Annotated in this window: 16 protein-coding genes; 7 read left to right on the top strand and 9 right to left on the bottom strand. The window is 73.3% G+C overall.

Annotated elements, in window-relative coordinates; genetic code table 11:
• Positions 1-12 precede the first annotated feature (12 nt).
• Together BKI49_RS35725 and BKI49_RS10775 are read right to left on the bottom strand one after the other, a co-directional pair.
• Positions 13-2,085, bottom strand: coding sequence for a DUF7800 domain-containing protein (locus BKI49_RS35725; RefSeq protein WP_257004700.1), 2,073 nt, complete (start codon positions 2,083-2,085; stop codon positions 13-15).
• A 112-nt stretch (positions 2,086-2,197) separates the two neighbouring features.
• A complete protein-coding gene (locus BKI49_RS10775; RefSeq protein WP_028800892.1) occupies positions 2,198-2,842 on the bottom strand; it encodes an HNH endonuclease family protein in 645 nt (214 codons plus the stop codon).
• 488 nt (positions 2,843-3,330) lie between these two features.
• Between BKI49_RS10775 and BKI49_RS10770 the strand changes: the two genes are divergently transcribed.
• Together BKI49_RS10770 and BKI49_RS10765 are read left to right on the top strand one after the other, a co-directional pair.
• Entirely contained in the window at positions 3,331-3,912 is a 582-nt protein-coding gene (locus BKI49_RS10770) for a TMEM165/GDT1 family protein (protein ID WP_095934010.1), read from the top strand.
• Between the two features lie 247 nt (positions 3,913-4,159).
• On the top strand, positions 4,160-4,822 hold the full coding sequence (locus tag BKI49_RS10765) for an HAD family hydrolase (protein ID WP_095934009.1): 663 nt from the start codon (positions 4,160-4,162) through the stop codon (positions 4,820-4,822).
• 661 nt (positions 4,823-5,483) lie between these two features.
• Here BKI49_RS10765 and BKI49_RS10760 read toward each other — a convergent pair.
• The gene (locus BKI49_RS10760; RefSeq protein ID WP_257004699.1) at positions 5,484-6,587 is read right to left on the bottom strand and encodes a peptidoglycan-binding domain-containing protein; all 1,104 of its coding nucleotides are present in this window, start codon (positions 6,585-6,587) and stop codon (positions 5,484-5,486) included.
• A 165-nt stretch (positions 6,588-6,752) separates the two neighbouring features.
• Here BKI49_RS10760 and BKI49_RS10755 point away from each other — a divergent pair, with 165 nt between their 5' ends.
• Entirely contained in the window at positions 6,753-8,921 is a 2,169-nt protein-coding gene (locus BKI49_RS10755) for an MDR family MFS transporter (RefSeq protein WP_095934007.1), read from the top strand.
• A 13-nt stretch (positions 8,922-8,934) separates the two neighbouring features.
• Here BKI49_RS10755 and BKI49_RS10750 read toward each other — a convergent pair whose 3' ends face one another.
• On the bottom strand, positions 8,935-9,480 hold the full coding sequence (locus BKI49_RS10750) for a GNAT family N-acetyltransferase (RefSeq protein ID WP_095934006.1): 546 nt from the start codon (positions 9,478-9,480) through the stop codon (positions 8,935-8,937).
• A 172-nt stretch (positions 9,481-9,652) separates the two neighbouring features.
• Here BKI49_RS10750 and BKI49_RS10745 point away from each other — a divergent pair, with 172 nt between their 5' ends.
• Complete coding sequence (locus BKI49_RS10745; protein WP_095934005.1) at positions 9,653-10,330, top strand: hypothetical protein; 678 nt, start codon at positions 9,653-9,655, stop codon at positions 10,328-10,330.
• Between the two features lie 5 nt (positions 10,331-10,335).
• Positions 10,336-11,184 carry a hypothetical protein gene (locus BKI49_RS36135; RefSeq protein ID WP_143658412.1) on the top strand — a complete coding sequence of 283 codons (849 nt, stop codon included), beginning with the start codon at positions 10,336-10,338 and terminating at the stop codon, positions 11,182-11,184.
• 180 nt (positions 11,185-11,364) lie between these two features.
• Here BKI49_RS36135 and BKI49_RS10735 read toward each other — a convergent pair whose 3' ends face one another.
• A complete protein-coding gene (locus BKI49_RS10735) occupies positions 11,365-11,769 on the bottom strand; it encodes a DnaJ family domain-containing protein (RefSeq protein ID WP_095934003.1) in 405 nt (134 codons plus the stop codon).
• A 119-nt stretch (positions 11,770-11,888) separates the two neighbouring features.
• Between BKI49_RS10735 and BKI49_RS10730 the strand changes: the two genes are divergently transcribed.
• Positions 11,889-12,284 (top strand): FHA domain-containing protein, encoded by a 396-nt coding sequence (locus BKI49_RS10730; RefSeq protein WP_095934002.1) that lies wholly within the window; start codon positions 11,889-11,891, stop codon positions 12,282-12,284.
• 42 nt (positions 12,285-12,326) lie between these two features.
• Here the strand turns inward: BKI49_RS10730 and BKI49_RS10725 are convergent, their stop codons facing one another.
• From BKI49_RS10725 to proP, 3 genes are all read right to left on the bottom strand, one after another.
• The gene (locus BKI49_RS10725) at positions 12,327-12,998 is read right to left on the bottom strand and encodes an O-methyltransferase (RefSeq protein WP_095934001.1); all 672 of its coding nucleotides are present in this window, start codon (positions 12,996-12,998) and stop codon (positions 12,327-12,329) included.
• A 109-nt stretch (positions 12,999-13,107) separates the two neighbouring features.
• Positions 13,108-14,238: a DUF2330 domain-containing protein gene (locus tag BKI49_RS10720; RefSeq protein ID WP_095934000.1), complete on the bottom strand. Its 1,131-nt coding sequence runs from the start codon at positions 14,236-14,238 to the stop codon at positions 13,108-13,110.
• A 149-nt stretch (positions 14,239-14,387) separates the two neighbouring features.
• Entirely contained in the window at positions 14,388-15,785 is a 1,398-nt protein-coding gene (proP, locus tag BKI49_RS10715; protein ID WP_095933999.1) for a glycine betaine/L-proline transporter ProP, read from the bottom strand.
• Between the two features lie 509 nt (positions 15,786-16,294).
• Between proP and BKI49_RS10710 the strand changes: the two genes are divergently transcribed.
• On the top strand, positions 16,295-18,346 hold the full coding sequence (locus tag BKI49_RS10710) for a bifunctional glycosyltransferase 87/phosphatase PAP2 family protein (protein ID WP_257004698.1): 2,052 nt from the start codon (positions 16,295-16,297) through the stop codon (positions 18,344-18,346).
• On the opposite strand, the gene BKI49_RS10705 is transcribed toward BKI49_RS10710, so the two are convergent.
• Positions 18,300-19,934 (bottom strand): hypothetical protein, encoded by a 1,635-nt coding sequence (locus BKI49_RS10705; protein WP_095934130.1) that lies wholly within the window; start codon positions 19,932-19,934, stop codon positions 18,300-18,302. The genes BKI49_RS10710 and BKI49_RS10705 overlap by 47 nt on opposite strands.
• Positions 19,935-20,058: the final 124 nt, after the last annotated feature.

Below are 20,058 nucleotides of genomic sequence, written 5' to 3'. Positions count from 1 at the left end.
TGCGGAAGGGGCCTATTGCGGGGTGAGTGGGGTGAGGACGGACTCCGTCACGGTCGTCAGACGGACCCGGCCGGCGGTCGCGTCGCCGCTCCGTCCGCTGCCGCCGCGCACCTCCAGCGCCTGTTCGAGCCGCAGCGTCGCCGAACGCCCGCGCAGGGTCAGCGTCATCAGCTGATTGCCGAACCAGGGGCCGCCGGTCTTCCGCCAGTCGACGGGTGGCCGGGCGCAGCGGCCGTGCCGGGCGAGCCGGTGCCCGAGCGTGCGGGCGAGACGGCTCCAGCCGAAACGGAAACCGAGCCGTATGGAGAGCGGGATCCGGTTGTGGACCGGTGAGCAGGTCAGCTGGAGGACCGTGGCCTCGAGCCGGCGGCCCGGCCAGAACGGCTCGGCGACGTAGGCGTGATGGACGTCCCCGGACAGCACGAGCACGGTCGCGGGAGCCCCGGTCCCGGCTCCAGCCCCGATCACGGTCCCGGCTCCAGCCCCGATCACGGTCCCGGCTCCAGCCCCGGCCCCGACTCCAGCCCCGGCATTGGCTCCGGCCTCGGTCCCGCCTCCGGCCCCTGCTTCGGTTGCGGCACCGGCTCCCACCGCCGCAGTCCCGGCCCCGGTCCCGTCCCCCGCCCCGGCCACCTCGGCTACGGACGTCTCGGCCACGGCTCCCACCGCCGCAGTCCCGGCCCCCGCCCCGGCCACCTCGGCTACGGACGTCTCGGCCCCGGCTCCCACCGCCGCAGTCCCGGCCCCGGTCCCGTCCTCCGCACCGGCCGCCTCGGCCCCGGCCGTCTCGGCCCCGGCTCCCGCCGGGGTCGCCGCCGCCGCGTCCTCCAGGCTGCGCGTCCCCGACCCCGCCTCCGCGATCAGAGCCGTCAGCGACTCGAACGACGAAGGGAACGCGGCCCAGTGCTCCAGATCCGCCCGCCTGCGCAGCCCCTCGCCGAACCGCGCCCACCGAGCGCCGCGTTCGCCCCGGCACAGCGCGGCGTTCCACGTCTCGGCGTCGTGCACCAGGTGTGGCAGAAGCCAGGGGAGCGAGGTGCCGATGAGGAGGTGGTCGTACGAGCCGGGCGCGTCCAGTGCCTGTTCCCGCAGCCACCGCTCCTCGCCCGGGTCCAGCATCGACCGGTTCGACTCCTCCAGGACGCGGGCCGCCCGGGTGTCGAGCATCAGGACCCGGGTGCGGCCGAAGTCGCGGCGGTAGCTCCAGCGCACCGAGGCCGGGTCGGCGTCGGCCTGGGCGGCGAAGGCGCGCAGCACATCGGTGCCGTCGGGTGTCTCGCGCACCGCGGCGTACAGCAGGTCCTCGGACAGCTCGCGCGGGGAGAGATTGCCGAGGTGCTGGTGGACCCAGTACGACATCAGGCCGCTCAGCACCCGCTCGCGCCACCACGGGGTGGCCCGCATGTCGGCGACCCAGGCGGCGCTGGTGTTCCAGTCGTCTATGACGTCGTGGTCGTCGAAGATCATGCAACTGGGCACGGTGGACAGCAGCCAGCGGATCTCGGGGTCGAGCCAGGACTCGTAGTAGAGGCGGGTGTATTCCTCGTAGTCCGCGACCTGGTTGCCCGGGGGGTCGGCGAGACCCCGGCGCGCCGCGATCCACTCCCTGGTGGCCCTGGAGACCTCGTCCGCGTACACCTGGTCGCCCAACAGCAGCAGTACGTCCGGGCGTTCGCCGTCGGGGTCGGCGGCGATGCGGGCCGCGAGGGTGTCCAGGGCGTCGGGCCCGACCGGGTCCTTCTCGTCCGCGGGCGGCGCGGCCCAGCGGCAGGAGCCGAAGGTGACGCGGACCGGGGCGTCCGGCTCGGGGGTGCGGACCACCGAGGGCGGGAAGGGGGAGTCGGGCAGCGGCCACACGGTGGTGCCGTCGAGCACGACCTCGTACGTGCGGACGGTGCCCGGTGTCAGTCCGTCGACCGGCACCAACGCGTAGTGGTGGCCGTCGACTTGGAAGGTCTCGGCGCTGCCGCGGGCGCCGTCGGCGCACCGCACCTCGGCGGTGCACGGACGGCTCGTCTCGACCCAGAAGGTCGCCGACGAGCCGTCGACATACCTCAGCAGCGGTCCCAGGCGCAGCTCCGCCATGTGATCACCCCTCCTCCGTCGCCCCGTACGGTACGGAACGACGGAGGCCGGTGGGGAGGTTCCGGAAACAGCGCGCTGCGGCGGAGCGGCGCACGAGGCGGGACCGGCCGGGTCAGCAGCCGCTGAGCACCGAGCTGAGCTTGGACTTCTCGGCGGAGTCGACCGAGAGGTTGTAGTAGTACTTCACCTGGACCCAGGCGCGGACGTAGGTGCAGGCGTACGAGCTGAGCGGGGGCATCCACTCGGCGGGGTCCTGGTCGCTCTTCTGCTGGTTCACGTTGTCGGTGACCGCGATGAGCTGGGGGCGGGTCACGTCGTTGGCGAACGCCTGGCGCTGTGCGGTGGTCCAGGCGCCGGCGCCGGAGTCCCAGGCCTCGGCCAGCGGCACGAGGTGGTCGATGTCGAGGTCGGAGGCGGCGGTCCAGGTGGCGCCGTCGTAGGCCGAGCGCCAGGTGCCGCTGGTGGCCGCGCACGCGGAGTCCGTGACGACGTTCGTGCCGTCGCGCTTGAGGATGTACTCACGGGTGTTGCAGGTGCCGCTGATGGTGATCCACGTGGGGAACAGGTCACGGTTGTAGCCCGTGCGGTTCTCCGTCGCCACCTTCAGCGAGGCGAGGTAGGTGCGGGCGGTGGCGGCGCTGACCGGGGTCGGCAGTGCGGCGGAGGCGGTCGGGCCGTTGAAAATCCCGGCCATGGCTATCAGGCCCGTGACGGCTGCGAGTATGCTCAGTCGTCGACGCGCGTAGACCTTTGGCATGCGAACTCCCTTGGAGTGGGGGGCCGTTGGGGGTGAGCGAGCACATGCTTGCGGCGGCGCATTTCCGGAGGGTGTGGCTCGGGTTAGAAGCTAGTGACGTGCACATGACACGACAAGGTCTGTGCCGGGATCTCCGCGAGGTCCCCACGTCGCCGACGGGCCCTTTTGTCGCGTTGCGCCCGATGTGACCAAAGTCCCTGTCGGGGCCGGGCCGGCGTCGCGTAGCATGGACGGCGCAGAAGGGGAGTAGCTCTTCGCCGGACCGTCGACATACTGCTCAGCTCGTCTGAGCCGGCGCCCGGAGGCAGGCCTCGTCCACGAGGCCGGCCAGCGAGACCTTCGGCAAGCAGTGCACCGCCCGTGCCGTGACCTTCGGCGTGGGTGCTGCCCGCGCCTCCCGGCGTGGGCGCCGCCGTGCGCTGCCGTGCCGAGGTGTCGCAGCGCAGCAACAGCACTCTCGGTGGGGCAGCCCGACCGATTGAGGAATTTTGATCAGCATCAGCGTGATGGCGCTCGTCTTCGGTGTCGTCTTCCTTGCCGAGCTGCCGGACAAGACCGCGCTCGCCGGGCTCGTCCTCGGCACCCGCTACCGCGCCTCGTACGTCTTCGCCGGTGTCGCCGCCGCGTTCGCCCTGCACGTCGCGCTCGCCGTCGCGGCGGGCAGTGTCCTGACCCTGCTGCCGCAGCAGATCGTGCACGCGCTCACCGGCGTGCTCTTCCTCGGTGGCGCCGCGGTCCTGCTCATGAAGAAGGACGAGGACGAGGAGGAGATCCGCAAGCCCGAGAACCAGAGCTTCTGGAAGGTCTCCGGCGCGGGTTTCATGCTCATCCTCGTCGCCGAGTTCGGTGACCTGACCCAGATCATGACGGCGAACCTCGCCGCCCGCTACGACGACCCGCTCTCCGTCGGCCTCGGCGCCGTCCTCGCCCTGTGGGCGGTCGCGGGCCTCGGCATCGTCGGCGGCAAGGCCCTGATGAAGCGGGTGCCGCTGGAGCTGATCACCAAGGTGGCGGCCGTGCTGATGCTCGGACTGGGTGTCTGGAGCCTGTACGAGGCGGTCACGGGCTGACGTCCCGCCGCCCGTCGGGCCGGGCGGCCGGAGGGTGTCGCATCGGTGTCCCGACGGTGTCGTCCGGGTGGCCGCTCGTCGCGGGGGCGACGAGCCGCAGGTCAGGCCCGGTGGCGCGGCACCCCTCTTGTTTTGTATCGTAAAAGAACAAAGTGGCTCCCGTCCGCTCCTCCCTGACCGGCGGACGGGGCCGCCTTGTTCCCAGGGGCACCCCCGTGCCCCTTTCCCGCGCCTTGGAGCATTGCCGATGACGACGGCCCCCACCGTTCTGACCGCCCGCGCCCTCCTCCTCGACATGGACGGCACCCTCGTCAACTCCGACGCCGTCGTCGAACGCTGCTGGCGCCGCTGGGCCGACCGTCACGGCCTGGACGGCGACGAGGTCATGAAGGTCGTCCACGGCCGGCAGGGCTACGCCTCGATGGCGATGCTGCTGCCCGACCGGCCCATGGAGCAGAACCACACGGACAACGCGCGCATGCTCGCCGAGGAGACCGCCGACATGGACGGCGTCGTCGCGATCGCGGGCGCCCACGACTTCCTGGCCTCCCTCGCGGGGCTGCCGCACGCGCTCGTCACCTCGGCGGACGTGGCGCTGTCCACCGCACGGATGGCCGCCGCCGGGCTGGAACTGCCCGACGTGCGGGTCACAGCCGAGTCCGTCGGGGCGAGCAAGCCCGATCCCGAGGGGTTCCTCAAGGGGGCGGCGGAGCTGGGTGTCGCTCCCGAGGACTGCGTCGTCTTCGAGGACTCGGGGGCGGGGATCGAGGCGGGCAAGGCCGCCGGGATGACGGTGGTGGGGATCGGCCCCCGGGCCGGACTCCACGGCCCGGACGTCCTCGTCGCCGACCTGACGCAGGTCCGCGTCGTGCCCGCGGAGGGCGGCACCCTCCGCCTCCACTTCGGCTGAGCCCCGCCCACCCCGACCCTGCGCGAACCCCGACCCCATCGCTCAGGCCGGCCCGGGCCGCCCCTCCCGGGCCGCCCCTCCCGGGCCGAGGCCCGGCTCCTTCTCCTCGGCTGAGACCGGCCGGCGCCGAAGCCCGGCTGTTTCGCTCCGGCTGAGACCTGAGCGCACCGCCTGCGCGCTGCCCGCCCCTTTCGCCGCGGCCCGGGCCGGGCCTGGGGCGAGGTCGGGGTCGGCGTCGCTCCACGCGGGCTGAGTCCCCCGCTCCTTCACTTCTGCCGGCCCCGGCCGCTCGTCCCGGGCCGAGGCCCGAGCGTTCGCCGCGGCCGACGCCCGACCGCCCGCTTCGGGACGAGGGCCGACCGATCCCCGCGGCCTGCCTCGGGCCGAGGGCCGACCTCGCCCCGCGTCCCGTCTCGGGTCGACGGCGGACCTCGCCCCGAGCCTGTCTCGGGCGCGGCCCGGCCGCTCCCCCTCAGGTCGCGGTGTCGTCCCTTCGCCTCGGCCGAAGCCCGACCGGTTCGGTGACCGGTTCAGCGACCGGATCGGTGACTTCAGTGACCGGTTTGACCGGATCAGTTCGGTCGAGGACCCGCCTGAGGGGCCGTCCCCGGAGGCGGGACACGTCCGGGCGTCCCGGCCCCGCGCCGGCCTCGGCGGGCGCTCACGGTTCCGTCGTCTCCGACTCCAGGCTCGCCCGGGTGAACCGCCCGTAGACGCCCATCTCGTCGCCGGAGATGCCCCGCGCCCACTGGTAGCGGCGTACGGCGTCCTCCACGTGCCTGCCGAACCTGCCGTCCGGGCCGCCCTGGTAGAGCCCGAGCTGACGCAGGCGCAGCTGGAGTTCGGTGACCTCGGGGCCCCGGTCGCCGCGCCGCAGGGTCGTGGCGCCGATTCCCTCGGACGTGTCGCTCGGCGGCTGCGCCGACGCGGTGGTGCCCGCCGTGCCCGACGACTGCGTGGGGCCGGCCGTCGACCGGGACGGGCTCGGCGACGCGCTCGACTCCGGCGCCGACTCCGACGCCGAGGACGACGGGCTCGTGCTCGGCGACGTGGAGGCCGACGCGCTCGGTGCCCGCGTCGCGGCCGACGCGCTCGCCGAGGGGGACTCCGAGGCCGCCTCGGAGGACGAGTCCGGCACGCTCGCCCGCACGTCCTCCGGCAGCGCCGCGTCCCGCGCGGGGGTGTCGTACGAGAACAGTCCGCTCGCGAACCCCGCCGCTGCCGCCACGGTCACGGTGGCCGCGGCGGCGACCAGGACCGCGGTACGGCGACGACGCCCGGGCCGCCCGTCCGAGGCGGTCGGCCGGCCGGCCTCCCGGTGCCGTCCCCGGCCCTGCCCGGTCCCTCGCTCCTGGTCCCGGAAGAGGCGTACGTCGGCGGCGCGCGGCTCGGACGGCAGCGCCGCGAGCCGCATGGTCGCGTCCGGCGGCACCGCCTTCAGCCGCACGGTGGCCGACGGGTCCCCGTCGGTGCCCGCCGCTCCGGCCGTCGCGGCAGGGCCGGCGCCACCGGAGGGCGTGCCCTCGCCGGAGGACGGACCTGCCGCGGGCCCCGAAGTACCCGGAGTCTCCGAAGCGCCCCCGGCGCCCAGTTCCACGTACGGACGTATGCGCAGGGGGTCGAAGTCCCCCGCCGCGGCGGCCTCGGCCGTGCGGGCGTCGCGGAGCGCGTCGGACGCCCGCCGTGCGCAGGCGCACGACGGGGTGCCGTCCGGCGCCCTGGGCGTCTCGCACTCGGGGCAGACATGCCCGTTCGGATCAGTCACGCGTGGGTCCCTCCCCCTGAAGCTCCAGAGATTATCCGGATGTCCCTCACGGAATCTCCAAGGAGCCCCCCGGAATACCTGCTTCCGGATGACTCGACGGGCCATAACGGGTCACACCGACCAGGATGGGGGTTGACCGGGACCCTCGGGGCTCAGGGAGGTCGAATGACCGGGGATGCGCACGGCGCGGACATACCGGGCGGGCCGGACGCGCCGGGCGGCGCGGACACGCCCGCCGGGCCGGACGGGGCGACCGGACCGGGCGGGGTGACGGCCGTCAACGAATCGGCCGTGCGGCGCCGCACCGCCGCCGCGCTCGACGCACGCGACCAGGTGCACGGCAGCGTGTTCGTCTCGATCGGCGCGCTGCTGCTCGGCATGCTGCTCGCCGCGCTGGACCAGACGATCGTGTCGACGGCGCTGCCCACCATCGTCAGCGACCTCGGCGGCCTGGAGCACCTGTCCTGGGTGGTGACCGCGTATCTGCTCGCGTCGACCGCGGCGACCCCGCTGTGGGGCAAGCTCGGCGACCAGTACGGCCGCAAGAAGCTGTTCCAGACGGCGATCGTGATCTTCCTGATCGGCTCCGCGCTGTGCGGCATGGCGCAGAACATGGGCGAGCTGATCGGCTTCCGCGCCCTCCAGGGCCTCGGCGGCGGCGGCCTGATGGTGCTGTCGATGGCGATCGTCGGCGACCTCGTGCCGCCGCGTGAACGCGGCAAGTACCAGGGGCTGTTCGGCGCGGTCTTCGGCGCGACCAGCGTGCTCGGACCGCTGCTCGGCGGCCTGCTCACCGAACACCTCAGCTGGCGCTGGGTCTTCTACGTCAATCTGCCCGTGGGCGTCGTCGCCCTCGTCGTGATCGCGGTCGTCCTGCACATCCCGGCGAAGACGGCCCGGCACGTCATCGACTACCTCGGCACGTTCCTGATCGCCGCGGTCGCCACCTGCCTGGTACTGGTGGCCTCCCTCGGGGGCACCACCTGGAGCTGGAGCTCGCCACAGATCATCGGGCTCGCGGTGCTGGGGGTGGCGCTGGCCTTCCTGTTCGTCGCCGTGGAGCGGCGGGCGGCCGAACCCGTCCTCCCTCTCAAGCTGTTCGGCATCCGCACCTTCACGCTGTCCGCCGTGATCAGCTTCATCGTCGGCTTCGCGATGTTCGGCGCGATGACCTATCTGCCGACCTTCCTCCAGGTCGTCCAGGGCGTCTCGCCGACCTGGTCCGGTGTGCACATGCTGCCGATGGTGCTCGGGCTGCTGCTGTCCTCCACCTTCTCCGGGCAGGTGGTCAGCCGCACCGGCCGCTGGAAGGTGTTCCCGGTGGCGGGCACGGGGGTGACCACCATCGGCCTGCTGCTGCTCCACCAGATGGACGAGAACAGCGGCACCGGCGAGATGAGCGCGTACTTCTTCGTCTTCGGCCTGGGGCTCGGCCTGGTCATGCAGGTCCTGGTGCTGATCGTGCAGAACGCGGTGTCGTACGAGGACCTCGGTGTCGCCACGTCCGGCGCGACGTTCTTCCGTTCCATCGGCGCCTCGTTCGGCGTCGCCATCTTCGGCACGGTCTTCGCGAACCGTCTCGGCGACAACCTCGTCGTCGCGCTCTCCGGGCAGGAGCTCCCCCCGGGCCTCACGCCCGACGCGCTCAAGGCCGACCCGAAGGGCATCGCGGAGCTGCCGTCCGCACTGCGCCAGCCCGTCCTGCACGCGTTCGCGTCGTCCATCACGGACGTGTTCCTCTACGCCGCCCCGGTGGCCCTTCTCGGCTTCGTGCTGGCCTGGTTCCTGCGCGAGGACAGGCTGCGCGGCTCGGTGACGGCGCCGGACGTCACGGAGACGCTCGCCAGCAACCCGGTGGAGCGGTCGTCGTACGACGAGGTGTGCCGGGCGCTGTCGGTGCTCGGGACCCGCGAGGGGCGGCGGGAGATCTACGAGAAGATCACCGCGCGGGCGGGCTACGACCTGCTGCCTGCGGCGAGCTGGCTGCTGCTGCGGATCAAGAAGTACGGGTGGGCGGAGCCCGCGGAGCTCGCCGAGCGCAGTTCCGTGCCGTTGCACGTCGTGCTGGCCGCGGCCCGGCAGGTGGAGGAGCGCCGGCTCGCCCTGCGTGAGGGGCTGGACCTGGTGCTGACCGAGGAGGGCCGGGAGGCCGCCGACAGGCTGGCCAAGGCCCGCGAGGAGTCGCTCGCCGAGCTGCTGGGCGACTGGTGGGGGCCGGACCGGCCGACCGATCTGGCCCGGCTGGTCGAGGAGCTGAACGCGGAGATGTGCGGCTCCGACGCGGAACGGCCGCACGACGGCTCGGTGCCCGGCCCGCACACCAGGCAGAAGTGAGAGCGGCTCCGGCCTACTCCGCCGGCCGGCCCGTCAGTTCCTTCCTGAACCAGTGCTCGGCGTAGATGTCGTCGTTGTGCGCCGCGGTCTCCCGGTAGCCGTGCCGGGCGTACAGCGCGCGGGCCTCCACGAGGTCGCTGCGGGTGTCGAGGACGAGCCGCTCGGCGCCGAGGCCGCGGGCCGCCTCCTCGACGGCCGCGAGCAGGACGGGAGCGCCGCCCCTGCCGCGCAGTTCCGGGCGGACGAAGACGCGGCTCAGTTCGCCCGTGCCGGCGTCGAGCATCCGTACACCGGCCGTGCCCGCGGGCTCGCCGTCGTACCGCGCGACGAGCAACACCCCGGTGGGCGGCGTGAATTCGTGGCCCTGGTGTGCGGCGATCTCACGCTCCAGCTCACCCGGGTCCGTCGTGCGTCCCTCGTGCAGCAGGTACCAGCGGTCGCTGACCTCCGTGTAGTACGCCCGCCACAGCGCCGCCGCCGCGGGGGAGTCGAAGGGCTCGGGAGCGACGGTCCAGGAGGCCGTCGTACGGGAGGCGTTGTCGGCGGGGGCGTCGGTCATGCCGGTCATTGTGGGGAGGTGGGGCACCCCGCCCGCAAGCGGATTACGGCGGACACCGCGGCGCGGGCGGCGGACGGCGGGCGTGCGCGGTGCGGGGACCGTTTGGGGAGCGCTTTCCGGGCAACCCGGTTCCCGAACCGGCCCGTTGGGTCGAGAACCCGGGAAGGCATCCATGTCCACAGGCGTGATCATCGCTCTGATCGTGATCGTGGTGGCCGTTGTCGTCGTTGCGGCCACCCTGACCCTTCTTGCTCAAAGGCCGCAGGGCGGGCGCAGCATGCGGCGGCGCTTCGGACCCGAGTACGAGAGGACCGTCGCCCGGCACGACGGCGACACCCGGGCCGCCGAACGTGACCTGGCCGAGCGGGTGAAGCGGCACGGGGCCCTGCGCAGGCAGCCGTTGGAGGCCGCGGCCCGCGAGGAGTACGCGAACCGCTGGACGGCCGCCCAGGAACGCTTCGTCGACTCCCCGCAGGAGGCCGTGGCCGAGGCCGACCGGCTGCTCGGCGAGGTGGCGGGCAAGCGCGGATTCCCCGACGGCGGCCGGTACGAGGAGCAGGTCGACGCCCTCTCGGTGCACCACGGGCACCACGTCCACGGCTACCGGCGCGTGCACCGCGTCGCGCAGGCCGGGGCGGCGGAGAACGGCGCCGGCACGGAGGAGATGCGCAAGGCCATGATCGAGGCCCGCGCCCTGTTCGAGGAGCTGGTGGCCCCGGCGCGGCAGGACGATCCGCGGCATCGCACGGAGGAGACGCAGACCCCGGAGGCCGACTCCGGGAAGCCGGTCTCCGGCAGCCGTTCCCCGCTTCCCTGGGCGTTCACCCGCCGTCAGGTGAAGGGGAGTTGACGAAGATGAACGACAGGACACCGGACCAGGATCCGGAGCGGACACCGTCGCGTACGACCGGGAGGGGCCCGGTGGACCCGGCGTTCCGGGCGGCGGCGGAGGAGGCCGCGGCGGCACGCGCCGGGGAGCCGGAAGGCTCCGTCACCGCGCCCCGAGAGGGCGTGCGTGCCGCCGGCGGCGCGGTGCGCGAGGAGGGACCGGGCCGGGCCGACGCGGCCGGGACACCCCGCGAGGGTGACGGACCTGCGGCCGTGGGCCGCATGGGCACGGACGGACGCGGCCGGGGCGACGACGTCCGTACCCGCGCCGACGAGGACCGCGCCGGCGGGCGTGCCGACGTCCCGGCCCGCGGGGGCGACGGCCTCGGCCGCGACGGCAACGGGAAGTCCGCTGACCGCACGGGGAAGTCCGGTGACCGCACCGCGGGAGCCGAACGCGTCGGCCGCGGCGAGGGTCTCGGCGACCGTGCCCGGACCGCCACCGGTGCCACGGGTGCCGCCGAGGGCGGCACGGGGAGCGGGCGTGCCGACGGGCACGGCGGCGGCCGGCCCGCGCGGGACACCGGACGGCCGGACACCCCGCTGCTGGCGAAGGACGAGAGCGACACGTTCGCGCTGCGTCTGCGGCACGCGCTCGGCGGATTCGTGGACGGGCCGAGGGACTCCGTGGAGGAGGCCGACCACGTGCTGGAGGAGCTGGCCGGGACGTTCACGGAGGCCGTGACCCGGCGTCGGCGCACCCTGCGCACGGTCCTCCAGCAGGGCGAGGGCAAGGAGGCGGGCGCGGACACCGAACAGCTGCGTCTCGCGCTGCGGGACTACCGCGAGATCACCGAGCGGCTCCTGCACCTGTGAGCCCGTGTCCCGCACCGTCGTCGGCAACGGTGCGGGACACGTTCCGCACGGTCGGCCACGGCCGGCCGTGCCACGGGGCCGCGGCCCCGGACCATGGTCCGGGGCCGCGGCCCCGTTCGGACTCCCGCAGCCCAGCAGCCCGGTTGCCCGGGCCGGCCCGGGTTACACCCGGGCGGCCGGTCATTCCCCCCGGGCTTCGCGCCACTCGCGCACGACCGCTTCCACGTCGTACGGCTTGAGGCCGAGGGGCGGTCCCGGCGGGGGCTTGAACATGACGTCGCGGATCTTGACGTTGATGTCCTCGACGATGCGGCGCACGACGCGTTCCGAGGGTGCCGCGGCGGCCGCGGCGAGCGCGTCCTCCGCCTCCTTGCGCAGGGCGAGGGTGGGCGGCAGCACGGACAGCCCCTCGCGGGCCATCTTCTGCTTGATCCACCACATCTCGTCGTACGACGTGTCGTTCCCGTGCGGCAGCGGCTTGCCGGCGCCCGGGAGTTCCGCGAACTCGCCGCGCGCCTGCGCCTCGCGGATCTGCTTGTCTATCCAGGACTCGAAGCTGACACCGGGTGGCTTTCGCTCGGTCATGGGTCCATTGTGCCGGAGGCCCCACCACGGGGCGATCGGTCGAATTATCATGCGGCGGCGGCGCGCCGACGGCGCTCCGTGCCCGAACGACGGGACCGGCACAACACGAAGGAGCGCGCGTGCTCGAACTCACCATGGCCTCGGTGTCCGGGGCGGACGCGGGTGCGACGGCCGGGATGCTGATGGCCGACGCGCCGAGCGACCCCGGAGCCGTGTTGCGGGTGGGCCGGGACCGGGCCGTGTGCCGTCTCGCGACCCCCGACGACTGGCTGTTCGTCTCCCGGGTCCATCTGGAGTTCCTGTGCGGCCCGGACGGCACCTGGCAGGTGACCTGGCTGCGCGGCTCGCACTCCGAGCCGTCCTCCGAGGTGCGGCTGACGCTGGCCGGGCAGCAGGCGCAGGCCCTCCCGTACGGGGGGACGGCGAAGCTGCCGGTGGGCGGTTCCGGGGAGCTCGTCATCCAGGACCGCAGCGGCCCGCGCACGGTGAACGTGGGCTTCTACCACGAGCCCTGAGGGGTTTTCGGTCCCGGGCGGCGGCCCCGCCGTCCGGGACCGTCAGGCCACCACGCGGGCCAGCGCGAATCCGTCGTACCCCTTGCTGCCCACCGTCTGGACCGCCGTGCCGCTCAACTTCGGGTGCTTGGCGAACAGTTCGAGTGCGGCACGGGTGCCGCGGACGCTCGGGTCGGTGCTGTCCGCGTCCGTGACGGCGCCACCGCGCACGACGTTGTCGAGGACGATGAGGCTGCCGGGCCGGGTGAGCATGACGGCCCACTCGACGTAGTGCGGGTTGTTCACCTTGTCGGCGTCGATGAAGACGAGGTCGAACGGCTCCGGATGCTCGTCGGCCAGTTTCGGCAGGGACTCCAGGGCGGGGCCCACCCGCACCTCGGCGATCTTGTCGAGGCCGGCGCGGGCGAGGTTGCGGCGGGCGACCTCGGCGTGCGCGGGGTCGTACTCCAGGGTGATCAGCCGGCCGTCTGCGGGCAGGGCGCGGCCCAGCCAGATGGTGCTGTAGCCGCCGAGGGTGCCGATCTCCAGGACGCGGCGCGCGCCCTGGAGCTGGGCGAGGAGGTGGAGCAGCTTGCCCTGGTTCGGCGCGACGTTGATGCGGGGCAGGCCGGCTGCGTCGCTCTCGCGCAGGGCTGCGGCGAGCGCGTCGTCGTGGGGGGCGAGGAGGGTGGCGAAATAGTCGTCGACGTCGTTCCAGAGCTGCGACTCGCTCATGCACCATGCCTTTCGTATGCCTAGTTAGATGCCCTAACTAGTTATGGTGGTGAATGTAGTCGCGGCTCCGGGCGCTCGCCAGCCGGTTTTCCGCGGGGCGTGTCGGACGTCAGCCGATCGGCGGCGGTGCGTGCACCGGGGGCGGCGGCAGCACCGGGCGCCGCCGGTGGGCCCGTACACGCAGCGCGAGGACCGTCAGGGCGGCGGCGAGCACCGCGAGGACCGTCAGCAGCCAGGCCGGGACCGGTCCCGCCATCAACAGCCGGTCGCTGTAGATCACCTGACGGTACGTCGCGTCGGTGGCCGTGCGCCGCAGCCGGTGGTCGCCGGAGATGCGCGAGGGCTGCGGGAACTCCTGGTCGAGGGCGGTGAGGAAGTCCGTGCCGTCGGCCGTGAGCCCGGCCAGCGGGCCCGGAAGGGCGGAGATCCGGCCCGCGTACGTGATCCGGGGCGCGTCGCCGCCGATCGACGAGCCCGGCTCCATGCGGTGCTCGGCGAGGACGTACAGGCCCAAAGACTGCGGTGTCCGGGCGAGCCGGGACAGCCGCATCGGGTACACCAGTTCGTCGCTGGCGAAGGTGAGGTGGAGCGGGTCCAGGGTGCCGCCGAGCGGGGCGTCGTCCTGCTGGGGGGCGAGGCGGATCGCCACGTACTCCCAGCCCTGGTCGACGTAGGGCTGCAGTGCCTTGTCGAGCCGTGCGGGGAGCGAGAAGCCGTTCTCGGAGAGCCAGTCGCCGAGGGCGCCGGAGTCGGTGGCGGTCAGGCGGGCCACGTCGAAGGGGCCCAGGCGTTCGCGGCCGACGACGTCCACGGAGGGCGCCGTCGCGCCGGCCCGCGGGGCGTCGGCGGTGTCCCCGTCATCGGCGAAGGGCCAGTCACCGGAGTCCGGCCAGAAGTGGTGGCGTGTGCGGTGCTCGGGCGCGACGGCGTCGTCGAGCAGGCCGAACAGCTCGCTGTCGCCCAGTTTCACGGTGGCCCGGTGCGGGACCGGCATGATCCACGCGGCCTTGCGGGAGTCACCGGTGACCGTCAGGCGCATCACGATCTGCTCCTGACGGCCGTCGAAGCGGACCACGGACGTCTCGCGGTTCACCGTGACGTGCCGTTGCGCGTCCGGCACCATGGCGCCGCATCCGCAGGCGTACGCCGGTGCCACCAGCGATCCCAGCTGGAGCCCCAGCAGGGCCAGGACGACGATCAGCAGCCGTCCCCGTACGAAACTCGACCGACCCGCGCGCATGTCCCCCGTAGTCCTTCCGTCGTGCCGTCGGAACAGGGACTCAGACGGCGTCGCGGAGGCCGTGGTTCCACGGCGACGGGCGCCGGTGCCGGGATGTGACCCGGCGCCGGCGCCCGTGGCGGCCTGGCGGTTCGTGCTCCGCGTCCGCGTCAGCGGTCGGCGGGTTCCACGGACGGCGCGGAACCCGGCAGCGGACGCCCGGCGGACTCGGACATGAACCAGACCGCGACGCCTCCGATCACGGCGGCGGCCATCATGTAGTAGGCGGGCATCATCATGTTGCCGGTCGCCCCGATGAGCGCCGTGACCACCAGCGGGGTGGTGCCGCCGAACATCGACACGGAGATGTTGAAGCCGATGGACAGCGAGCCGTAGCGGACCTTCGTCGGGAAGAGCGCGGGCAGCGCCGCGGGCATCGCCGCGGTGAAGCAGACCAGCAGCAGGCCGAGGGCGGCCATGCCGAGAGCGACCGCGAACAGGCTGCCCTGACGGATCAGCAGCAGCGCGGGGACCGACAGGGCCAGGAACCCGGCACAGCCCGCGAAGATCAACGGGCGGCGGCCGATCCGGTCGGTGAGCGCGCCCGCGAAGGGCTGTACGACCATCATCAGCACCATCACACCGAGGACGACGAGCAGGCCGTGCGTCTCGTCGTACTTGAGCTCACTGGTGAGGTAGCTCGGCATGTACGACAGCAGCATGTAGTCGGTGACGTTGAAGACCAGGACCAGGCCCATGCACAGCAGCAGCGCACGCCACTGGCCGGCGACCATCTCGCGCAGCGGCACCTTGGGGCGGGACTTCTCCGCCTTCTCGACCTCGGCGGCGAACGCCGGGGTCTCCTCCAGGCGCATCCGCAGGTAGAGGCCGATGATGCCCATCGGGCCCGCGATCAGGAACGGCACACGCCAGCCCCAGGACAGCAGGGCGTCGTCGGAGAGCAGGGCGGTCATCAGCGTGACCAGGCCCGCACCACCGATGTAGCCGGCGAGCGTGCCGAACTCCAGCCAGCTGCCGAAGAATCCGCGCTTCTTGTCGGGCGCGTACTCGGCGATGAACGTCGAGGCGCCCGCGTACTCGCCGCCGGTCGAGAAGCCCTGGACGAGGCGGGCGGCGAGCAGCAGGATCGGCGCACCGACGCCGATCGTCGCGTAGGAGGGGATCAGGCCGATCGCGAACGTGCCCGCCGCCATCATGATCATGGTGAGCGCGAGGACCTTCTGGCGGCCGACGCGGTCGCCGAGCGGTCCGAAGACCATGCCGCCGAGCGGGCGGACGAGGAAGGCCGCGGCGAAGGCGCCGAAGGTGGACAGCAGCTGCGCGGTCGGGTTGCCGGACGGGAAGAAGACCTTGCCCAGGGTCACCGCGATGTAGCTGTAGACACCGAAGTCGAACCACTCCATCGCGTTGCCGAGCGCTGCCGCCTTCACGGCGCGCTTGACCAGCGCCGGGTCGGTGACGGTGATCTCCGGGGGAGCGGCGGCAGGCGCGGAGCCGGCGGCGCGCGGCGCGCGGATGGTGGGGGCTACGGGCGTGGCGGTCGGCAAGGGCCTTCCTTCCGTCGGGGACAGGGACACGGTTCGCGCGGTGGCGGACCCGGGCCCACCCGGAGGCGGGCCTCGGCCCGCTCGCCGGCGGACCCGGGCCGCACGGGGCGGACCGCGGCCCGCCGGGCGGCGGGGCTCGGCCACCCGGGGGCGGACCTGGCCCACCCGGAAGCAGGCCGAAAAGCGACCATAGGGGCACTCGGTGCCATTACGTGGCGTGGCCGGCCTGCCGCGCAGTGCACATAAATGCCGCGTACGCAGGGGCGACGAAGAGATCGACCAGCGCTTCCGGGGCCGTCACCTGTGATCTTTGTCGCGGGCCGGGGAGGGAACCGGACCGCCCGCGCACGGTCGTCTTCCGGACAAAAGGAGGGAGGCCGTCAGGTGAAGAGGGGGTTGCCTGCGTCTCTCGACGGGGGCAGTGCGAGCCTCATAGGGTCCCGAAAGGGACAGATGTACGGGACATGCAGGGACACGCGGGACGGATGGGGCGGGAGGGCCGACGGAGCGTGGCGAACGCGGAGCGCGGCGGACGAGCAGGTAATGCCCTCGGGGCGGGAGTCGTCGGGACGACGGGAGAGAGACTGCGCGCCGCCCGTGTCGGGCTGTGGCTGATCGCCACGGTCCTGGCGGTGCGGCAGATGGCCGCCGTCCTCAGCACCCCCAGCACGGACCGGCTGACGGACCTGGAGACCTGGGTCGGACCCGACGGCGTCCTGCACGTGAAGGGCTCCTTGTACGACTCGACGCAGTTCACCGGCACACCCTTCGCCGGACTCGTCCTCAAACCCCTCACGCGCGCGGCCGAGCAGGCCCTCGGCTGGGGCTGGACCTTCGGCACACTGCTGCTGGTCGTCGCGCTCGGCGTGGTCGCCGCCCGCGCCCTGCCGCAGCCGGTGAGCCGCCGCACCTCGCTGCTGGCCGCGCCGGTCGCGATCAGCCTGCTGATGCTGTCGCTGCCCGTCCGCAACGCCCTCTACCTCGGCCAGACCAGCATCATCCCGGTGCTGCTCGTCCTGCTCGGCTGCTTCGCCGTCCGCGGGGAGCGCGCCGCCGGCGCCCTGATCGGTCTCGCCGCGGTCCTCCAGCCGACGGTCCTGCTCTTCGCGCCGCTGCTCTGGTTCACCGGCCGCCGCCGCGCCACCGCGTCCACCGGGTTCACTTTCGGCGGCCTCACCCTGCTCGCCTGGGCCGCGCTGCCGCACGACTCGAACACCTACTGGGTGCACCACTTCGCGGGCGTGGGACTCGGCGACCAGGCGGACGACCTCGCCAACCAGTCCCTGCACGGCGCGCTGCTGCGGCTCGGCCTGACCGGCCCGCCGGAGATAGGACTGTTCCTCTTCTTCGGGGCGGCCGTCGCCGTCCTCGGACTGCGCCGCGCCGTGCGCTACGCGCGGGACGGCCAGCTGCTGCTCGCCGTGGCGGTCACCGGCTGCGTCGCCGTCGCCGTGTCGCCCACCAGCTGGCAGCACCAGCTGCTGTGGGTGCTGCTGGCGGTGGTCGGCCGGGTCGGCAGGAAGACCTCGGACCGCTACATGTGGCCCGTCGCCGTCGTCCTCGTCATGACGCTGCCCGCGACGATGATGCTGCCGAACATGACGTCGCTGTACCCGCTGCGCGACAACGTGGTGCTGCTCGCCGCGCTCGCCGCGGCCACCGTCGTGCCGTTCCTGTCGCGCACCTCGGAGCACTACCGGGCACCGGTCCCCACCGACTACGCGCGACCCGTGCCCACCCGCTTCAGGCGGGTGCCGCTGCTGCCGTTCCCCGGCCGGGTCCTGACCCGCCCGAACCTGCTCCTCGAACTGCTCCTGATCCGCGTCGGCTACTCCGCCTACCAGCAGGTCCGGCTCGCCGCGACCGGCGGCACCAACTCGGGCGGCCGGGCCACCGCGGAGCACCACGGTGACCAGATACTGGCCATCGAGCGGTTCCTGCACATCGACATCGAGCACTGGGCCAACCACGCGGTGGTCAAGGTCGGCTTCCTGCGGGACTTCTTCGACTTCTACTACGAGTCGTTCCACTTCGTCGTCCCGCTCACCGTCCTCGGTGTCCTCTACGCCCGCCGGCCCGCCGACTACCGCTGGGCGCGCTCGGCGCTCGGCCTCGCCACCCTGCTCGCCCTCGTCGGCTTCTGGCTCTACCCGCTCGCACCGCCGCGCCTGATGCCGGGCCTCGGCGTCATCGACACGGTGCACGGCGTGCAGGACTTCTCCCAGCCGGACTACGGCACGCTGACCGCGCTCACCAACCAGTACGCGGCGATGCCGTCGCTGCACTTCGGCTGGTCCCTGTGGTGCGGGCTCGTGATCGCGATCCTGGCGCCCAAGTGGTGGATGAAGGCACTGGGTCTGCTGCACCCGCTGTTCACGGTCTCCGCGATCGTGGCGACCGGCAACCACTGGGTGCTGGACGCGGTGGGCGGCGCGGCCGTCGTCGCGGCGGGCTTCGGCCTGACCTACCTGCTCCAGGGGCCGCGGCCGCGGACGCCGGGCAGGCCCGTGGAGGTCAGCACGAAGGAGCCCGCCCTGGCGACGGGCCGTACTCCGAACTGATCCGGTACTCGCCCGGCTCGGACACCGTCAGCCGCGTGAACTCGCCCTCCTGCGAAAGGCAGCCGCCCTCGGCGCGCAGCCAGGGCGAGTACGCGATCCGCACGGTGACCGGGCCGGGCCTCGGTATCCGCACCTCGACGTCGGCGCCGGAGCTGCGCAGCACCGATGCGGGGGCCGACACCAGAGGCACCGCGTCGCGCACCCGGAACACCCGCCAGTGCGCGTCGCTCCACACCGGCTCCAGCCATGCGGGCCGTTCGCGCACCAGGCGCGCCTCGTCCCGCGCGTACCCGTCCGGCGTGCCCGAGGACAGCACGACGTAGCCGACCGCCCACCGGTCGAGCCAGGCCCGGTAGGAGGCCTCGGAGAAGGTGCCGTCGTAGAAGAGCCGCCCGCGCTCCATGTCCAGCTGGCGGTTCCAGCCGCGCGCCAGGTTCACGTGCGGGGCGAGCGCGGTGGCCTCGCGGTGGTTGCGGGCCGGGACCGCTTCGACCCGGCCGCGGTCGGCGCCGAGCCGTTCCAGCGCCCCGATCACGCCCTGTGTGTCGGCGGCCCAGGCGGGGACGGCCGTCGAGACCACCAGGTCGTCGGCGGTCTTCTTGCCGACCCAGGCGACGGAGAACACCAGCGCCACGACCAGCACGCCGCGCCGCAGCCTCTTCAGCCGGGAGACAGTGAGCAGCGCGGCCAGCAGCACGGCGGGCGCGAACAGCTCCGCGAACCGCTCGACGTTCGTGCCGACCGGCGAGGCGACCAGGTACGTGAGGACGGTGCCGGCCGCGTAGACGACCCCGCTCCACCGGGCCACCCGCCAGCCGCGCGGGGCCAGCGCGGCCACCGCGAGCCCGAGGAGCACGGGCGGCCAGACGCGGGCCGGCGGCATCAACTGCTCGCCGGTGAAGGGGAACAGCACGGTGGTCGCCCCGACCACGACGCACGGCGGCAGCAGCAGGGCGCAGGCCCGCACCCGGTCGCGTTCCGCGAGGTACGCGGCTCCCAGCACCGCCAGGAAGAGCCCGGCCACCGGGCTCGCGGCCGTCGCGAGAGCCGCGTACCCGGCCGCGAGCGGCCCGCGCCGCTCGCCGGTCAGCAGCACGCAGGCCGCGAGCCCGAAGGCGACGCCGAGGGCGAAGGTCGTCCGCCCCGAGGCGACGTTGCACCACAGCGCGAGCGAGGCGAGCAGGGCCGGGCCCGCCGGACGCCGGACGCCCGTGCGTCCGATCAGCACGGCGGCCAGCCAGGACGCGGCCAGTCCGGAGGCCACGGTCACCGTGCGCACACCGAGCGCGGCCATCAAGTACGGGGACATCAGGCTGTAGTCGGCGGTGTGCATCCCGCCGTACCAGAACAGGTTGTACGCCGATCCGCCGTGCCGGGCGGCGAATCCGGCCCAGGCCTCCTGGGCCGCCAGATCGCCGCCGCCGGTGGCGAGGAACACCCACCACACCGCGTACAGCGGGAGCGTGGGCAGGGTGGCCGGCAACGCCACCCGGTGGCGGCGCCCGAACGCCCGGAGGGGCCGCCCTCGGCGCGCGGTCGCGCGGTCCGGCCGGACGGGGATCAGGGCGGTCGGTTCGGCAGGGACCACGGCTCGGCGTTTCCGTTCGAGGTCTTCGAAGGTGTGGGTGTGCTGTGCCACGTGGGAAGACGCGAAACCGACCGGACGCGTTCATCGGGGCCGCACAGGAAGCCGTTCCCCGCGGCCGGGTGCC

It is taken from the genome of Streptomyces sp. Tue6028 (assembly GCF_002300165.1).
In the GTDB taxonomy this organism is placed as follows: Bacteria; Actinomycetota; Actinomycetes; order Streptomycetales; family Streptomycetaceae; genus Streptomyces; species Streptomyces siamensis.
Note: the sequence above shows the minus strand (reverse complement) of the source record. Positions and strands in the feature narration are given on the sequence as shown.